This window comes from Abyssisolibacter sp. ZYX002 (assembly GCF_056892235.1).
The window spans coordinates 474,480-491,111 of record NZ_JARMXH010000002.1 but is presented as its reverse complement, the minus strand read 5'-3'; the positions used below and the strand labels follow the sequence as shown (position 1 = coordinate 491,111).

20 protein-coding genes are annotated in these 16,632 nt (G+C 30.2%); 16 read left to right on the top strand and 4 right to left on the bottom strand.

What is annotated here, in order from left to right; genetic code table 11:
- Nucleotide 1: 1 nt before the first annotated feature.
- Nucleotides 2–718, bottom strand: coding sequence for a dethiobiotin synthase (gene bioD, locus P3X86_RS08320; protein ID WP_483292207.1), 717 nt, complete (start codon nt 716–718; stop codon nt 2–4).
- A gap of 141 nt (nt 719–859) precedes the next feature.
- On the opposite strand from bioD, the gene P3X86_RS08315 reads away from it, so the two are divergent.
- From P3X86_RS08315 to P3X86_RS08280, 8 genes are all read left to right on the top strand, one after another.
- On the top strand, nt 860–1,501 hold the full coding sequence (locus P3X86_RS08315; protein WP_483292206.1) for a biotin transporter BioY: 642 nt from the start codon (nt 860–862) through the stop codon (nt 1,499–1,501).
- A 131-nt stretch (nt 1,502–1,632) separates the two neighbouring features.
- Nucleotides 1,633–1,947 (top strand): flavodoxin family protein, encoded by a 315-nt coding sequence (locus P3X86_RS08310; RefSeq protein ID WP_483292205.1) that lies wholly within the window; start codon nt 1,633–1,635, stop codon nt 1,945–1,947.
- On the top strand, nt 1,917–2,105 hold the full coding sequence (locus P3X86_RS08305; protein WP_483292204.1) for a hypothetical protein: 189 nt from the start codon (nt 1,917–1,919) through the stop codon (nt 2,103–2,105). Before P3X86_RS08310 ends, P3X86_RS08305 begins: the two co-directional genes overlap by 31 nt.
- Before the next feature lie 68 nt (nt 2,106–2,173).
- Nucleotides 2,174–2,455, top strand: a complete 282-nt coding sequence (locus tag P3X86_RS08300) for a YciI family protein (RefSeq protein WP_483292203.1) — start codon at nt 2,174–2,176, stop codon at nt 2,453–2,455.
- 196 nt (nt 2,456–2,651) lie between these two features.
- Nucleotides 2,652–3,572: an ABC transporter ATP-binding protein gene (locus P3X86_RS08295; protein WP_483292202.1), complete on the top strand. Its 921-nt coding sequence runs from the start codon at nt 2,652–2,654 to the stop codon at nt 3,570–3,572.
- Complete coding sequence (locus P3X86_RS08290) at nt 3,572–4,315, top strand: ABC transporter permease (protein ID WP_483292201.1); 744 nt, start codon at nt 3,572–3,574, stop codon at nt 4,313–4,315. Before P3X86_RS08295 ends, P3X86_RS08290 begins: the two co-directional genes overlap by 1 nt.
- Nucleotide 4,316: 1 nt before the next feature.
- Nucleotides 4,317–4,955 (top strand): hypothetical protein, encoded by a 639-nt coding sequence (locus P3X86_RS08285; protein WP_483292200.1) that lies wholly within the window; start codon nt 4,317–4,319, stop codon nt 4,953–4,955.
- A gap of 13 nt (nt 4,956–4,968) precedes the next feature.
- The gene (locus tag P3X86_RS08280) at nt 4,969–5,724 is read left to right on the top strand and encodes a hypothetical protein (protein WP_483292199.1); all 756 of its coding nucleotides are present in this window, start codon (nt 4,969–4,971) and stop codon (nt 5,722–5,724) included.
- 38 nt (nt 5,725–5,762) lie between these two features.
- Here P3X86_RS08280 and P3X86_RS08275 read toward each other — a convergent pair whose 3' ends face one another.
- Nucleotides 5,763–6,083, bottom strand: a complete 321-nt coding sequence (locus P3X86_RS08275; protein WP_483292198.1) for a hypothetical protein — start codon at nt 6,081–6,083, stop codon at nt 5,763–5,765.
- A gap of 495 nt (nt 6,084–6,578) precedes the next feature.
- On the opposite strand from P3X86_RS08275, the gene P3X86_RS08270 reads away from it, so the two are divergent.
- Together P3X86_RS08270 and P3X86_RS08265 are read left to right on the top strand one after the other, a co-directional pair.
- Nucleotides 6,579–7,310: a sugar phosphate isomerase/epimerase family protein gene (locus P3X86_RS08270; protein WP_483292197.1), complete on the top strand. Its 732-nt coding sequence runs from the start codon at nt 6,579–6,581 to the stop codon at nt 7,308–7,310.
- A 200-nt stretch (nt 7,311–7,510) separates the two neighbouring features.
- Nucleotides 7,511–7,918, top strand: a complete 408-nt coding sequence (locus tag P3X86_RS08265; protein ID WP_483292196.1) for a YjdF family protein — start codon at nt 7,511–7,513, stop codon at nt 7,916–7,918.
- A gap of 197 nt (nt 7,919–8,115) precedes the next feature.
- On the opposite strand, the gene P3X86_RS08260 is transcribed toward P3X86_RS08265, so the two are convergent.
- Both P3X86_RS08260 and P3X86_RS08255 read right to left on the bottom strand, forming a co-directional pair.
- Nucleotides 8,116–9,477: an aldehyde dehydrogenase gene (locus tag P3X86_RS08260; protein ID WP_483292195.1), complete on the bottom strand. Its 1,362-nt coding sequence runs from the start codon at nt 9,475–9,477 to the stop codon at nt 8,116–8,118.
- Nucleotides 9,478–9,635: 158 nt separating this feature from the next.
- On the bottom strand, nt 9,636–9,977 hold the full coding sequence (locus P3X86_RS08255) for a helix-turn-helix domain-containing protein (RefSeq protein WP_483292194.1): 342 nt from the start codon (nt 9,975–9,977) through the stop codon (nt 9,636–9,638).
- 374 nt (nt 9,978–10,351) lie between these two features.
- On the opposite strand from P3X86_RS08255, the gene P3X86_RS08250 reads away from it, so the two are divergent.
- The 6 genes from P3X86_RS08250 (at nt 10,352) to P3X86_RS08225 (ending at nt 16,478) form a co-directional block, all read left to right on the top strand.
- Nucleotides 10,352–12,358, top strand: a complete 2,007-nt coding sequence (locus tag P3X86_RS08250) for a methyl-accepting chemotaxis protein (protein WP_483292193.1) — start codon at nt 10,352–10,354, stop codon at nt 12,356–12,358.
- A gap of 127 nt (nt 12,359–12,485) precedes the next feature.
- Nucleotides 12,486–13,166: a DNA alkylation repair protein gene (locus P3X86_RS08245; protein ID WP_483292192.1), complete on the top strand. Its 681-nt coding sequence runs from the start codon at nt 12,486–12,488 to the stop codon at nt 13,164–13,166.
- 382 nt (nt 13,167–13,548) lie between these two features.
- A complete protein-coding gene (locus P3X86_RS08240; RefSeq protein ID WP_483292191.1) occupies nt 13,549–14,595 on the top strand; it encodes a 5'-nucleotidase, lipoprotein e(P4) family in 1,047 nt (348 codons plus the stop codon).
- A 147-nt stretch (nt 14,596–14,742) separates the two neighbouring features.
- Nucleotides 14,743–15,120, top strand: coding sequence for an ArsR/SmtB family transcription factor (locus tag P3X86_RS08235; protein ID WP_483292190.1), 378 nt, complete (start codon nt 14,743–14,745; stop codon nt 15,118–15,120).
- Nucleotides 15,101–16,114 (top strand): permease, encoded by a 1,014-nt coding sequence (locus P3X86_RS08230; RefSeq protein ID WP_483292189.1) that lies wholly within the window; start codon nt 15,101–15,103, stop codon nt 16,112–16,114. Before P3X86_RS08235 ends, P3X86_RS08230 begins: the two co-directional genes overlap by 20 nt.
- 133 nt (nt 16,115–16,247) lie before the next feature.
- Nucleotides 16,248–16,478, top strand: coding sequence for a thioredoxin family protein (locus P3X86_RS08225; protein WP_483292188.1), 231 nt, complete (start codon nt 16,248–16,250; stop codon nt 16,476–16,478).
- Nucleotides 16,479–16,632 lie beyond the last annotated feature (154 nt).

The window sequence follows — 16,632 nt, the reverse complement described above, 5'->3', positions numbered from 1 at the left end:
ATTATTCATTGTTATCCTCCATATCTAGTAATTTAGTTATTTGATTATAAGGCAAATATTTTTCGTAGGTGCATTTTATATCTAAAATATCTTGGCTTTCTACATGAGGTAAAACAAAGATATTTTTTATATTTGTTATGTCTTTAATAACCCGTATATTATCATCTTCATAATCATTTCCCTTATATCCATTAAAAACAATACCTTTGACATCTATATTGAGGCTCTTAAGATAATTAATAGTTAATATAGTGTGGTTAATAGTTCCTACAGAGGTTCTAGTCACAACTAAGGTAGACAGACCTAAGCTTTTAATCAGATCAGTAATATAATAACTATTTCTTATAATAGGCACTATAGCTCCACCAGCACCTTCAACTATTACATATTCATAGGTATTCTTAAGATGATTAAAATGGCTTATTATGTGATTTGGGTCTATTATTACATCTTCTTTTTCAGAAGCTCTGTGAGGTGATACAGGAGTCTTTAAACAATACGTATTCATCGTGTTATAATCAATATCTATACCAGTTAAATCCTTAACAAATTTTGAGTCACCCGCTATAAGATTATTATCATAAAATATACCGCCGCTTTGAACAGGCTTATATGGACATACTTTATGATTGTGTTTATTTAAAATATGCGTTATGCCGGCAGTAACAAATGTTTTACCAACATCTGTATCTGTACCAGTAATAAAAATATGCTTCATAACTTTACCTTCTTTCTACAATATATGTATAGTATAAATAAACAAGATTGGATTGTCAACTAATAATAAAAAACAGGTTGACAAATAAATGATCACATTTTATAATAACAGTGAACTAACAATAAAAGGAGTGTTTATATAGTGAAATTATTAGTAGCAATTAGCGCATTACTTGGAATTATGACAATAACTTTCTATAATATTAAAAAAGCGGATCTAAATGCAAGAAGTATTGTGTTGGTAGGACTGTTTGCCGCACTGACAGCAATAGGTGCGTATATTAAGATACCATTACCTTATGTACCGTTTACAATGCAATTGTTCTTCGCTATTATGGCAGGGATATTATTGGGTTCAAGATTAGGACTAATAAGCCAGTTAGTATATGTTTTAATTGGATTGATAGGTATACCAGTATTTACTCTTGGAGGAGGTATTAATTACATTTATCAACCAACCTTTGGCTATCTTATAGGGTTCATTTTAGGAGCATATGTAGCAGGAAAGATAATAGAGATAAAAAAGACAGAAAAAGTCAGCTGGTACTTAGTAGCTAGCTTAATAAGTATGATGGTTATTTATATAGCAGGAGTACCATATTATTATGTAGCAAAGCAATTTTATCTAACGGCAGATTCTACATTCTCAATATGGAATGCGATTTATTATGGTTTTATCATATCAGTTGGAGGAGATACTGTAAGCTGTATCCTAATAGCAATGTCAGTTGGGCGTATTAAAAATGCTGTTCCACAGTTAAGATATGTGTACAAAAATAGTTAGATTAAAATAGTGCATAAGGTTATCTCAGATATATTTGAGATGGCCTTTTTTTATAATTGACAACGAACTCGTGTTCGAATATAATATTTAAAAACGTAAATGGAGGTAGCACATGGATATAATTATGGGAAATGGATCTTTCGAGGAGGGATGGCAATACCTCTGAATTACTTAAATATTTCGATGAGCTTTTAATTAGTCAGGGATTTGAAACTCAGATTGTTGATTTGCCTTTTGAAAACATCGGACATTGTATAGGTTGCCAAGGATGTAAGGGGATTAATAAATGCATAAGAAATGATAGTTTTAATGAAATATACAGCAGAATATTAACTAGTAAATGTATAGTGTTAGGAAGTCCAGTATATGTAGGGATACCATCGTCATTACTTTTAGCATTTATTCAAAGGCTACAATGGCATCCTTCAATAACAATGGAACACTAGCTGGTAAAAATGGAGGGGTTATAGTAGTAGGTGGAGAAGCAGGACATGTAGCTACGATTAATGACTTAACTAATTTCTTTTTAGTAAACAGCATGATGATAATTGGCTCTAGTTATTGGAATATAGGGGTTCCAAGTAAAAAAGGATATAGAGAATGACAATAATAGTAGGATATACATTGAAAACTTTACAATGAATATAAAAAAACAGTTAGGAGGAAGTAGATATGAATAAAGGTGATGTATTGTATGTAAGGACAGATACTAAAATAGAAGGGGCAAAAATTACAAGAAAAGACTATGACGACCACATAGAGTACCTAACTGAAGTATCCAAGCAAAGATATCTTATGGGTGGAGGTTACGTAAACAACCCAGGAGGGATGATAGTGTTTAGTGCTAAAGACATACAAGACGCACATAATATATGTAGGGCAGATCCGTTGATAAGCAGGAAATTATATTGTTACGAGCTATTAGAATGGGAAATAGTGCTATACTCGAATTAGTGATATTATACTGTAAAAAAATAATTTATAAAATATGCTATTGCATCTATTGACACTAAAGTTTTATTAAAATATACTTACAATATGTAAGATGAATACATGCCTAGATAACCTGCCAAAAGATTATAAATCTATGAATCATTAATCAAGAATTAAAGAGATAGTACATAGGAATTAAATAGGAGGTGCATAGTAAATGATTGAAGTAAACAATTTGAGTGTGCAATATAATGGTAAAAAAGTTGTAAAGAATGTTAGTTTTTCTATAAACGCTGGAGAGATATTTGGCATGATAGGAGCAAATGGAGCAGGGAAAACTACAACAATAGAATGTATAGAAGGATTGCGAAATAAATATGATGGGCAGATAAGAGTACTAGGGATAGATCCCCAAAAAGACAGGGGGAAATTGCACAAAGTTATAGGAGTGCAATTGCAAGAGACATCTTATCAAGATAAACTTAAGGTAAAAGAAATATGCAAACTTTTTTCTAGCTTTTATAAAGAATCAGAAGATATTGAATCACTTTTAAAAGAATTTAATCTATTTGAAAAATCAAACAGCTATGTAGAAAAGCTTTCAGGAGGGCAACGACAAAAGCTTTCAATAGTTTTAGCATTGATTTCTAAGCCTAAAATAGTATTTTTAGATGAGCTAACAACAGGATTAGATCCTAAGTCTAGGAAGGATATGTGGCAAACAATACTAAAACTTAAAGATAAGGGATTAACAGTATATTTGACTACTCATTTCATGGAAGAAGCAGAGTATTTATGTGATAGGGTGGCTATAATGAAAGAAGGAGAGATAGTTGCACTTGATACTATTGATAATCTTAAGAGCAGTAATGATATTTCAGATACAGTAAGTTTTATTGCAGTAAATGGAATAGAAAAAGATATACTAATGAGTTTTGATTGTGTTAAATCTGTAGATGAGAAAGATAATAAATTAAGTGTAAAATGTGATGGAGATACATTCCTAAAAGAGCTTAATAAATATACTTCTGAGAACGACTGTATGGTAACAAATATAGATGTTAAAAAACCTAGCTTAGAAGACATCTATTTTAAATATACAGGTGAGACTATAGAGGACTTGGAGGGAAAACAATAATGAGTGGATTTGTTGAAATGATTAAGGTAGAATTTAAATGTTTCGTAAGAAATATAATTAGTATGTTTTTTGTTATTTTGTTTCCAGTTCTTCTATTGCTGGTCTTTGGAGAAATGTATGGCAACAAGCCAAATGCTCTTTTTAATGGAAGAGGGAGTGTGGATATATTAGTTCCATCGTATATAGGTATGATTGTAGCTATAACAGGAATAATGTCTTTACCATTGATGGTATCTAGCTATAGAGAAAAAAAGATACTTAAGAGATTTAAAGCAACACCAATGAGTCCTTTTCATCTTTTAGTATCTCAAATAATAGTAAATATAGTTATGACTATAATAGGAATTATCTTGTTAATAATAGTAGCGAAACTAAAGTATAACTTACATTTTGATGGAAATATTTTATCGGTATTATGTGCTTTCTTTATAACAGTAATATGCATCTTTTCAATAGGATTTCTAATTGCTAGCGTTGTCAATAACACAAAGACTGCAAGCGCTGTATCAAATATAGTCTACTTTCCGATGCTTTTTTTAACAGGTGCTACAATACCACTTGAAACAATGCCAAATACAATGAAAAGTATCTCCAAATTTTTACCTCTTACTCATGCAATAAAGCTATTAAAAGGAGCTTGGTTTGGAGAATCACTTAGTAATTATCAAAGTGAAATACTTATACTGTTAGGTTTTACAGTAGTGTTAAGCGTAGCGTCAGTAAAACTTTTCAAGTGGGAATAATATGGATAAAAAAACTATTGATAAGATTAAAGATAAGAATTTAGACATAGAATATTTTGCAAGTAGAACAATAAAAGAACCTGTATTTAGAGATCAAGTGTTTGAACAAATGATTAGTAACATTGACATAATGGTATACTATCATTGCTATTATATTGTGCAAAAAGCAAGTAGTCATAGACCAGATTTGTTCTATAAATACTGGGATCAGATAGTTTTATTACTTAGTCATAAAAATTCATATCATAGAGATTTTGGGTTATCAATAATAGCCAATTTGGTAGTAGTAGATAGCGAAAAGAAATTTGACAATATAATATATGAATATTTAGATATACTTAAGGATGAAAAATTTATGACATCTCAATGTTTAGTTAGAAATCTAGCAAATGTTCTTGAGTATAGAGACGATTTAAAAGAAATAATAATACCTGTATTGTTAAATATAGATAATATTACTCCATATACAAGAAAACAAGTGGATTTGTTGAAGTCTGATATATTGGATATATTTGATAAAACATATACAAAAGAAGAACTCACTAGTACAATTATAGAATTTATAGAACAGGCTAAAGTGAGTGTTAGTCCTAAAACTAGAAAAAAATCAAATAAGTTAATGAAAAAGTTTGATCTATGATAGGAGTGTAATAGTGGATAAAAATGTGATGAATTGGTTACTTCAAGGCGCAGAATGGATAAAATATGCTGTCAAAAAACAGCTATTGGGCAATGAACAAGTATCAAAAACTGCATTAAATGATGAAAAAATCATGAAAGTCATAAAAAGATTGAAGGACCCAAAGAATGGACTATCTGCTATAAAAACAGGAGAGGTATATTATACTAAGACAGGTAATGCTTATTGGGATTTATTCTTTCTAGCTGATATAGGGTTTAATGTACTAGAAACTCAGAGGCTTGATGGTGGATGGCACTGTGCGAAAAGTAGGGCAGTTGGAAATAAACTAGAAGATACCGAGTCCTGTCCTATGGACAACCTAAATGTTTTGATGTTACTAGGTCAGTATGAAGAATATAAAAATGATTCTAGATTCAACCCAGCTATAGATTTATTGTTAAGTCATTGGGATAGAAGAGCAGAAAAGTGGAGGCCATATGGTTTTGGAATAGGGAGAGATTTCAAAAAACTTAAATACCCTGCTGTTAAATATGGGATACTAAGAGTTTTAGACGTATTATCATTATATCCGTATGCAGTTAACAAAAAAGAATTTATAGATATGCTAGACTGTGTAAAGGAAAAACAAAAAAATGGAAAATATCAAGCTGAGTCTATTGTAAAATCATATAGTGAATTTGATTTCGGACAAAAAAAAGAACCAAGTAGATGGATAACTTTTTTAATTAATAGAATAATTCAAAGAACAAATATTGATGCAAACTAAAAAAATGAGGCTGTCTTGTAAGACAGCCTCTAAAATTATTAATTTGATTTTTCGTTGTTATTATCTTGATTGTCAGTTTTGTCACTACTTTGATCTGAAGAAGTGTCTCCATTTTTATCATCAGCGTTAGCATCTTGATCTTTATTAGCATCTTCATCAGTAGCATTTTGATCTTTATTAGCATCTTCATCAGTAGCGTTTTGATCTTTATTAGCATCTGTGTTTTGATCTTCATTTTGCTCAACTGCTGGAGTAGAAGTGTTATCTGCTGGTTTTTTATCATCCTTCTTGCTACAAGCACTTAAAAGCATTGCACAAATACTCACTGCTAATATTATTTTTACCATTGGTCTTTTCATTTTTTTATTGCCTCCTTTAGTGTTATATCAATTGATGTGTATAAGCTATATCAGCTGTAATTTACTGCATACATTTTCTTAATTAGCTACATTTCATTTTGATTATTTTGGATTTTTCATCCAATTATATACAATAGACATTGTTAATTCACATTTTGATGAATTATTTTACTTATATATTTTAGTATATTTAGTATACAGTATTTCATCAAATTAATATTTATAGGGATGCTTTTATAAACAGCCCCTAGTAGCCTGTCTATTGCTAATAATTATATCACCTCCTTTTCATAAATCAAGGGTACAAATACTTTCTTAACAGTATAGTAACATATCGTTAATATTTGTAACAAATATGACTCATAATAGTAATAAAACCCCTAAAAATGCACGTTTGTTATTAGAAAATTGAAAAAATTCAGTAAATTAATTTTAAAATATAAATTGAATATTAAGTGTTTTTTTGTTAGAGTTATATAAAAAAAGGAGGGATATATGATGATAGAGATAGGTAGAAATGTTAGGTATTTTAGACAATATAAAGATGAAGTAGAGTTCTCAAAAGATAATGGATTTGATTTCGTTCAAATTTGGTATGACAAAAATGGGATTGGTTTACAGAAAGACAGCGAGCCAAGGCTTAAAGCAATAAAGGATACAGATTATAAATCTATAATACACGCTGTTTTAGATATTAACGAATTTGAAAAACACATACCAATACTTAAAACTATGATGTGTGAGCTTAAGCATAAAGATATAATTATACATCCAATATGTCAAAGTGAGGATATCAATGAGTTTACGATATACAAGCTTTCAAGAAAGGTAGGATATGCATTAGACGAATTCAGTAGTATAGGGGTGAAGCTATATCTAGAAAATAACAGTAAAATAGATCCTATATTTACAACAACTAAAGAAATACAAATAATGTTTGAAGAGAATAAAGAGCTAGAGTTTTTACTTGATGTAGCACATATAGATGACTATAATCATCTTAAAGAAATGATAAACATTAAAATGCCTAAAATTCTACATATAGCAGATAGACACTTTGATGTAATTCATGAACATTTACCACTAGGCTGTGGGGAGATAGATTATGAGCTGGTATTAGATATCCTAAAGGGGTTTAGTGGCAAACTAATACTTGAGATAGACCAAAGTGATGAAGATATAATTAGGTCTAAACAATTAATAGAAAAAATAATTAATAAAAACTGATTTTGTAGGATTTTTAGTTTTTCTATGTAAACTAGTCATACTACAAAATCTGCAAATTATGATATAATGAAATGTGAATTAATGAGTTTAAAGATAAAAACACTATCCGGTTGGTAGTCCGGATGCAAATATATTTGTCAGTAACCTGCCCTCCTGGGGTTGTCCATTCTTTAGTAAAACTCAAAAAACAGGAGGAAAAGATGATTAAATTAACAGTGTATTTTGAAAATCCGTTTTGGATTGGAGTTTTCCAAAGCATAGAGCATGGAAATATTAGAACATGTAAAGTTGTTTTTGGTGCTGAGCCAAAGGATTATGAAGTATATGATTTTGTACTAAAAAACTATTACAAACTACAATTTAGCAAAACAATTATCAATGCTGAAGTTAAAACCAAAAAACTCAATCCCAAAAGAATACAAAGAGAAATAAACAAGCTCAGGAAACAAAAAGGAATAGAGACAAAAGCACAGCAGTCAATTAAGCTAGAGCAGGAGCGACGAAGAATAGAGAGAAAGAAGAAATCTTCTAAAGAAAAAGAATATAGAAAAAAAATACTATTTGAAAAAAAGAAACAAAAGAAAAAAGAGAAAAAAAAGGGTCACTAAAAATAAGGCTATTATCTATAGACCTAGATTGATGACAAAGACATCTAGATAACAGACGGTGGTGAAAGTTCTAGTCTAGGATCGTGTTAAAATGAGTAGCAGAGCTTACTTAGAGTAAGTCAGCCGAAATTTTGGCAACACGAAAAGTGGCTTTTGTTTACAGTCTGAGGCTATTTTACAATAGCCCCTTTTAATGTTTATTTTAGTATCTTCTTAATTAATTTTAAGTTAGTATCTGTATATGGAGGAAAAGCCATCTTCATATTAATTTTGGTTGATTTATTGAGGATACTTTTCATATGAGAAAATGTAATAAAGCTTGATTTTCCATGGTATGCACCAATACCCGAGTTCCCAACTCCACCGAAGGGAAGATAATGACTAGTGAAATGGCTAACTGTATCGTTAACACAAATCCCTCCAGAGCTAGTTTTATTTAGTATTTTTGATTGTATTTTTTTATTTTCACTAAAAACGTAAAGAGCAAGAGGCTTTGGCCGATTATTAATCATTTTAATAACAGTGTCTAAATTGCTATATTCCATAATTGGCAATATAGGTCCAAAAATTTCATCTTTCATACACTCATCATCCCATGTTACTTCATCAATTAACGTTGGTTCAATATATTTACTATCTATATCATAGCCACCACCATATATTATTTTATCTTTGTCTTTATTTATAATAGATACTAATCTCTTGGTATGTTTTAAATTTACAATCCTTCCGAAGTCTTTTGATTCATGGATCCTTTCTCCATAAAATGTTTTTATAATACGCTTAAATTCTTTAATAAAGGTTTCTTTAATATCTGTATGCACAAATAAATAATCTGGAGCTACACAGGTTTGTCCAGTGTTGAAGAATTTCCCCCAGGCTATTCTCATGGCAGCAATTTTAACATTTGCTTCTTTATCAACAATACATGGACTTTTACCACCAAGTTCTAGTGTTACGGGGACGAGATTTTCACTAGCAGCTTTCATTATTATCTTTCCTACGGGAACACTACCAGTAAAGAAAATATAATCAAAAGGAGTGTGTATCAAGTCTGTTATAGTTTCTCTACCACCATTTACGACATTAATATAACTTTTCTCAAAATTTTCCCTTAGCATATTAGTTATAACTTTTGCAACGTTTGGTGTTTGTTCAGAAGGTTTCACAACAACACAGTTCCCAGCAGCTATAGCACCTATTAATGGTTCAATGCACAAATTAAACGGGTAGTTAAAAGGGCCAATAATAAGCACTACACCATATGGTTCTGGTTTTATGTAACTTTTAGATAAAAACTGATGAATTGGAGTTTTAACTCTTTTAGTTTTCATCCATTTTTTCAAATGCTTAGTCATATAAGTAATACTACTCAACACGCCACCAATTTCAGCGGCATATGTTTCAAAGCCATGTCTACCTAAATCCAATTCTAAAGCTTTAATAATGTCATTTTCGTAGTTTATGATAATAGTTCTTAGCTTTTTTAGCTGTTTAATTCTAAATGCGTAAGATTTTGTTTCATCACTGTAAAAGTAATCTTTCATATTTGTTAACATCGTAAAGCACCCCTTTAAATTAGCTTTAAGAAAAAGTATTACTATATAACTTCTTTATAAAATCTATTTTACCTTTAATTATTAATATAGACATGTTTGCCAATATTAATAATTTATTTAGGTATATAGTCCTAATTTATCTAAGCATTTTACATATTTTAAAAGTACTTACTATCCTTTAAGAATTCAATATACTGCAGTATATGTCTTAAGAATTTGACATTATCAACAGGTAAAGAATTAGCAATTTGTTCTTTCAAAGTGTCAGGTTTAGGAACTAATGATGGCAACAATAGATGGTTAGGAGTTATATTAAGAGCTAGGCTGATTTTCATAATAGTTTCTATTGATGGTGTAGAATAGCCACGCTCAATGTTTCCTATATATTGAATAGACAAATTAGTTGAGTTGGCTAGATTTTCTTGAGTTAATTGATTAACTAGCCTATATTTTTTGACATTTTTTCCGAGAGCTTTCAAACAAATTGTTTTTTCTTCCAAGAAATCACCTCCTATACATAGGATATGCTATTATTATTATTTTAATAAGCAACTAGCGAAAGTAAATACTCTTTACAGTAATTATGAATTATGCTATGCTATTATTATTAAAATCAGGTAATAATACAGTTTAGCTAATTACCTAAGTAAAGAAAGCCAGGACTAAAGACCTATTGAAAAAGCTACGATTTTGAATGACAATATTTTTGTAATATAAGTAAAAATCGTCAAAAGTAGATATATCTTCTAATATACTGAGAAGGTATAAATTACAGAAAATATTATTAAATGACTACATGGTGAAAAAGTATAGCTATGAGTTAATAATATTTATAATAAAACATACTAAAATGTTGTAGCTAGGAGGAGACATAATGTTTAAAAGTGTTAAAGTAAAATTGATAGCTTATTTTTCAATAGTTATAATTTTAATCAGTGGTGGACTAGGTATTATGGCAACATATTCGTCTATGGTGGCTTTAAACAGAACTGTATACGAAGAATTGATTGAACTATCCAAAGCATATAGCAAGTATATTCAAGCAGAAATAAGAGAATCACAGGTAGTTATAGAAGCAATAACACATAGAAATGTAATAAAGTCAGGAATGTGGAGTGAAAAAAGTATTGCTCTTAAAGATGAGATTAGTAAGAATAAAAAGTTCACAGATATGTTCATAGTAAATACGAGTGGAACTGCTAGGACTTTAAGTGGAAAAACTGCTAATGTAAAAGATAGAGCTTATTTTAAAGAGGCAATGAAAGGTAACTCATATTTTAGTGATTTATGTGAAAATAAGATATCTAAAGCTTTAGAGTTTTATGTATCTGCGCCAGTAAAAGAAAATGGCAGAGTATCTTCAGTGGTAGTAGGAATAATAGATGCTAAATTATTGAGTGAAGCAATTAAAAATGTTGAGATAAAGGAAAGTGGTGCTGCATTTATATTAGATAAAAATGGTACTACTATAGCACATAAAGAGTATGAAAAGGTTGAAACAAAGCAAAATTTAATCGAGATAGCTAGGCAAAATGAAGACTTAAAAGCATTAGGTATGATGGGTGAAAAAATGATAGCTGGTGAGACAAACGGAGAATCATATCAGTTAATGGGAAAAACGTATTATAGTGGATACTGTCCAATAAAAGGAACAAATGGATGGAGCATCGGTATACGTGCTGGTGAAGCAGAGCTCATGAAAGATGGTTTAGAACTTAGAAGGAATCTGATAATAGCAATAATAGTAGCATTAGTGCTAGCAGTTATAACAGTCTATATAGTTGGTAGTAACTTCGTAAAACCTATAACACTTGTAACTGATCATGCAGGGGTACTGGCTGACTTAGACTTGACAAGACAACTTCCACAGAAATATTTAAATAGTAAAGATGAGTTTGGAGATTTGGCAAGAGCATTCCAAACTATATCGATAAACATGATAGATATAATAAAAAATGTACAAGGGTCAGCTGGAAACTTAACACAGGCATCAAAACTATTAGCTGACACAATAAACGAAAATGCTGCCACAGCCGAAGAAGTATCCAAATCAGTTGAAGGAATAGCAGTAGGAGCTACAACTCAAGCAGAAGAATCTGAAAAAGCTGTAAAAGAGTTATCAGATTTAGGAGATGTAATAGTTAGCCTTCAAAAGATAGGAACAGAAACTAAAGAAGGAACTGATAAAGTAAGAAACATAACTATTGATGGAAAAGAAACGGTAGGAAAGCTTAAAACAGAATTTGGTTTTAATTTAGAAATGACTGGGAAAGTAAAACAAAACACAGAAGAACTAGAGAAACAATCAAAACTAATAGTTAACATACTAGATACAATAGCTAATATAGCTAGTCAAACTAATCTGTTAGCGTTAAATGCATCTATAGAGGCAGCAAGAGCAGGAGATGCAGGTAGAGGCTTTGCAGTAGTAGCAGAAGAAATAAGAAAGTTAGCAGAAGAGACAGAGCAAGCGACAGGAGATATATCAAATATACTGGGAGTAATGACTGAGAAAGTAGACATTGCCAATAATAATATGAATAAAGCTGAACAAATTGTAAAAGGAGTAAATGTGTATTTAGAAGATACTGTTACATCATATGGCTATATAGATAGTGCTACGAAAGAATTTAGTTTGATGTTTGAAAACCTGTTAGATGCATTAAAGAAAATTGATGTAAATAAGAACAGGACATTTGCAGCAATAGAAAGTATAAGTGCTGTATCAGAGGAATCAGCAGCTTCGACAGAGGAAGTAAATGCATCTGTCGAGGAACAGACAGCATCAATGGAAGAGATGGCAAAAGCTAGTGAAGAATTGGCAGCTATAGCAGCAACCATGGAAGAAATTACTAAAAAATTTGTTATAGATAAAAATTAATAAGTAAAAAAGTTTTGCAATATATCATAAAAGGCCAACAATCTCACCACCATGAGATATGTTGGTCTTTTATAATATATAATGTGTTATAATTTAGCTAAGTCATATAAAGGAGATAAAAATAGAAATGGATATAATAAAACAACAATTAATACAGTTAGCAGACGAAGAGTATCAAAAATTTCAAAGTAAATTATGCCCTGGTATCAACAATATATTAGGAGTCAGGATCCCCAAACTTAGAAAGCTTGCTAAGCAAATAGTTAAAGAAGATTTTAGAGATTATATAAAGGAAGCAAAAGATGATTATTATGATGAGACAATGCTACAAGGAATCGTATTAGGATATGCAAAAGCTGACATAGATGAAATAATCAAATATATATCTATATTTGTTCCTAAAATAAATAATTGGGCAGTGTGTGATGTGTTTTGTAATGGGTTAAAGATAACAAATGATTACAAAGAAAAGATGTGGAACTTTATACTACCATATATAGACTCAACTAGCGAATTCAAAGTAAGATTTGCAGTAGTTATGTTGCTAGAATATTATATTCAAAAAGAATATATAGATAAAATATTTAAACGACTAGATAGCATAAAGCATGAAGGATATTATGTAAAGATGGCTGTTGCTTGGACAGTATCAATTTGTTATATAAAATTTCCAAAACAAACGCTAAACTATTTAAAAAATAATGAACTTGATGATTTTACGTATAATAAGTCTTTGCAAAAAATAGTAGAATCTACACGAACATGTAATGAAACAAAGACATTAATGCGTAGTATGAAAAGAAAGTAAATCATAATGGTCAAAAACTAATATGAATAGGTTGAAGCTACTGATAATGATAATTTTTAGCAAAAATGGAGTGTTTTATTAGAATAGCTAAATTACGTAAAAGGATTACAAACAGAGGGATACAGAACAGAGGATAAAATATTAGTTAATATTACCTAAAGCAATAAAGCGTTTTCCTTTTGACTGTTACTTGCTTAATTGGTATAATTAATTGTACGAAAAAACTGTGATTTATTTTTATACATCAATAGAAATGAATCATTATTAGGGCTGTGTCTTTATATTTCTACAATATTGTTATTATCATATGACATATATAGTATATAGTTTATGTAAAAATGTTGGACATGCACTAATAAAATAAAATCTTGGAGGGGTAAAGATGAAAAACAAAAGATCGATTGGTTTAATTATAACAATTGTTATGATAGTAACGTTGTTAAGTGGATTTGTGTCAGCTGATTCTGTGTATACAGTAAAAGCTGGTGATGCTTTATGGAAAATAGGCAAAGCAGTAGGAGTAGATTACAAAAATATAGCAAAACACAATAATTTAAAAGACCTTAATAAGATATATGTAGGACAAGAGTTAAAGATACCTACAACAGAAACTAAAGCAGAAATAGATATACCTACACCTGGAGAAAAAGCACCAATTGAAATACCTAAAACACCAGAATATACAACTAAAGATTTAAACGAGCAATTAGTTATGGCGACTCTATGGATGCAAAAATCTTCAGAGTTCAGAGCATTAAGCTATCAAGCATTTAACATGGCGAAATTAACTATTGATAACAAACTATCAAATGCTACTAAGTCTCCTAAATATGCAAAAAAACAAGCTATTGTTGTAGATGCAGACGAGACAGTTATAGATAACACTCCATATCAAGCATATTTAATTGGTAACAATTTTGGATATTCATCATCTACATGGAATAAATGGGTAGATGCACAGAAAGCTCAAGCTATGCCAGGAGCAAAAGAGTTTTTAAGCTATTGTAAAGAAAAAGGAGTAGAGGTATTCTATATTACTAATAGAAAAATGGTAGGATACCAAGCAACAGTTAATAACTTAAAAGAATTAGGATTTCCAAATGTAGATGAAAAACATATGTTATTAAGAACTGATTCAAGTGACAAAGAAGAAAGAAGAAAAAAAGTAAAAGATGAGTATAACATATTATTGTACATGGGCGATAATTTAAATGATTTCTCTTCAGAGTTTGGAAAGAAAACTGTAGAAGAAAGATTTGCAGTTACAGATAGCAATAAAGATAAATTTGGTATAGATTGGATAGTATTACCTAACCCAACTTATGGAGAGTGGGATGGAGCAATAATCAACTACAACTGGGGGATAAAAGCACCAGAAAAAGATAAAACGAGAAAAGATTCACTAAATAAGTGGGTTCCATCTAATTAGTTAAGGATAATAAAAGCTGATATCGAAAATTATAAGAGATATCTCATAATCAGATGAGATATCTCTCTTTTTTTATTGACATAAAAAAAATTACATAATATAATACCTATATACGCATATGGGTATATAAGTATATAGGAGGACGCTATGAAAGAACTTACTAATTTTTTTAAATTACTTTCGGATGAGACTAGATTAAGAATTGTAATGCTATTACACAAAAATGAGCTGTGTGTGTGTCAGATATGTGGTGTTTTAAATTTATCACAGCCTAAAGTATCAAAGCATCTTGCAAAGCTAAGATATATGAACATAGTAGAATCAAAAAGAAAAGAGCAATTTATATATTACAGTCTAAAAATAGAAGAGGATGTCTTAAAAAGATTAATAGATATTATAGCTGTGAATATAGAAAGCTACCAATTGCTTAATGAAGATAAAAAAGAACTATTAAACAAAGAAGAATATTTGAGCATGTGCAAGACAATATGTAGAGGTGATAAAGATGATAAAAGAGATATTTAGTTTACTTGACTATCTTATAACATTTAGATGGCTGTATAACTGGATAGAAACTTTAGTAGAGAATGTATTTAAGCTATCTATGGAAACTAGATTAGGCTCTAGTATACATTTCTTCATATACGATACACTAAAGATAGCTATATTATTAGGTATTATGATATTTATAATATCTTATATTAGAAGTTACTTTTCACCCGAGAAGACAAAAAAGATTTTGTGCAAATTTGGAGGGGTTACCGGAAATATAATGGCATCTTTATTAGGAATAGTTACACCATTTTGCTCATGTTCATCAGTACCATTGTTTATAGGTTTTGTAGAGGCAGGAATACCATTAGGCGTAACATTTTCGTTTCTGATAACATCTCCAATAGTCAATGAAGCTGCATTTGCTATACTACTAGCATTACCGGCATTTGGGCTTAAAGTAGCAGTTTTATACGTAATCACAGGAGTAGTAGTTGGCGTAGTGAGTGGTATATTTATTGGAAAGTTGAAACTTGAAAGTGAAGTAGAAGAATATGTATATCAGATTAAAACTGGTGAAGCAGAAATAGAAGAATTGACCCATAAAGATAGAGTAAGATTTGCAATCGGAAATGTAAAAGATATAGTTAAAAGAGTGTGGATATATTTAATTATAGGAATAGGGATAGGAGCTGCTATACATGGCTGGGCACCTGCACCGATATTAGCTAAATACGCAGGACCAGACAATCCATTTGCAGTTGTTGTTGCTGTTGTTTTTGGTATACCATTATATTCTAATGCTTTAGGAACAATCCCTATAGCAGAAGCACTTTTGAACAAAGGTGTTGGTATGGGGACAGCATTAGCATTTATGATGGCAGTAACAGCATTGTCTTTACCTGAGCTCATACTTCTTCGTAAGGTTATAAAACCTAAACTTATAGCTATATTTGTAGCTATAACAGGTATATCTATAATATTAGTAGGTTATTTATTTAATGCAGTTGGACACCTTTTGACCTAGAATATTTATAAAATTTGGCACATAATATATACTTAGTGTTGCAAGTTCTAAAAGCATACTTGGCTTGTATAGTAGTATAGTGTTATTTTTTACGGATAATTTAGGTTTAATATAATAATTGGAGGTAAATAATATGGTTATAAAAGTTTTAGGAACAGGTTGCAGTAAATGCAATAAATTAGAAGAAAATGTTAAACAGGCAGTTAAGGAACTAAGCATTGATGCTACAATAGAAAAAGTGCAAGATATTAAAGACATATTAGGATATGGAGTTATGAGTACACCAGCACTGGTTATCGATGATGTAGTGAAAGTTAAAGGAAAGCTGTTGACTGTTAAAGAGATAAAGGAGCTTTTAGCATAGAAGAAATAGACATACTTATTAGATATGTCAAAAGGCTGTTTTAGAATGTGAGACAGTCTTTTTTTAGTACCCTTGTCTATATTAATCTAGTATTATATAATTAATGCTGGATGTACATGCCTCAATAAATATGTAAAAATATAAATAAACGTTG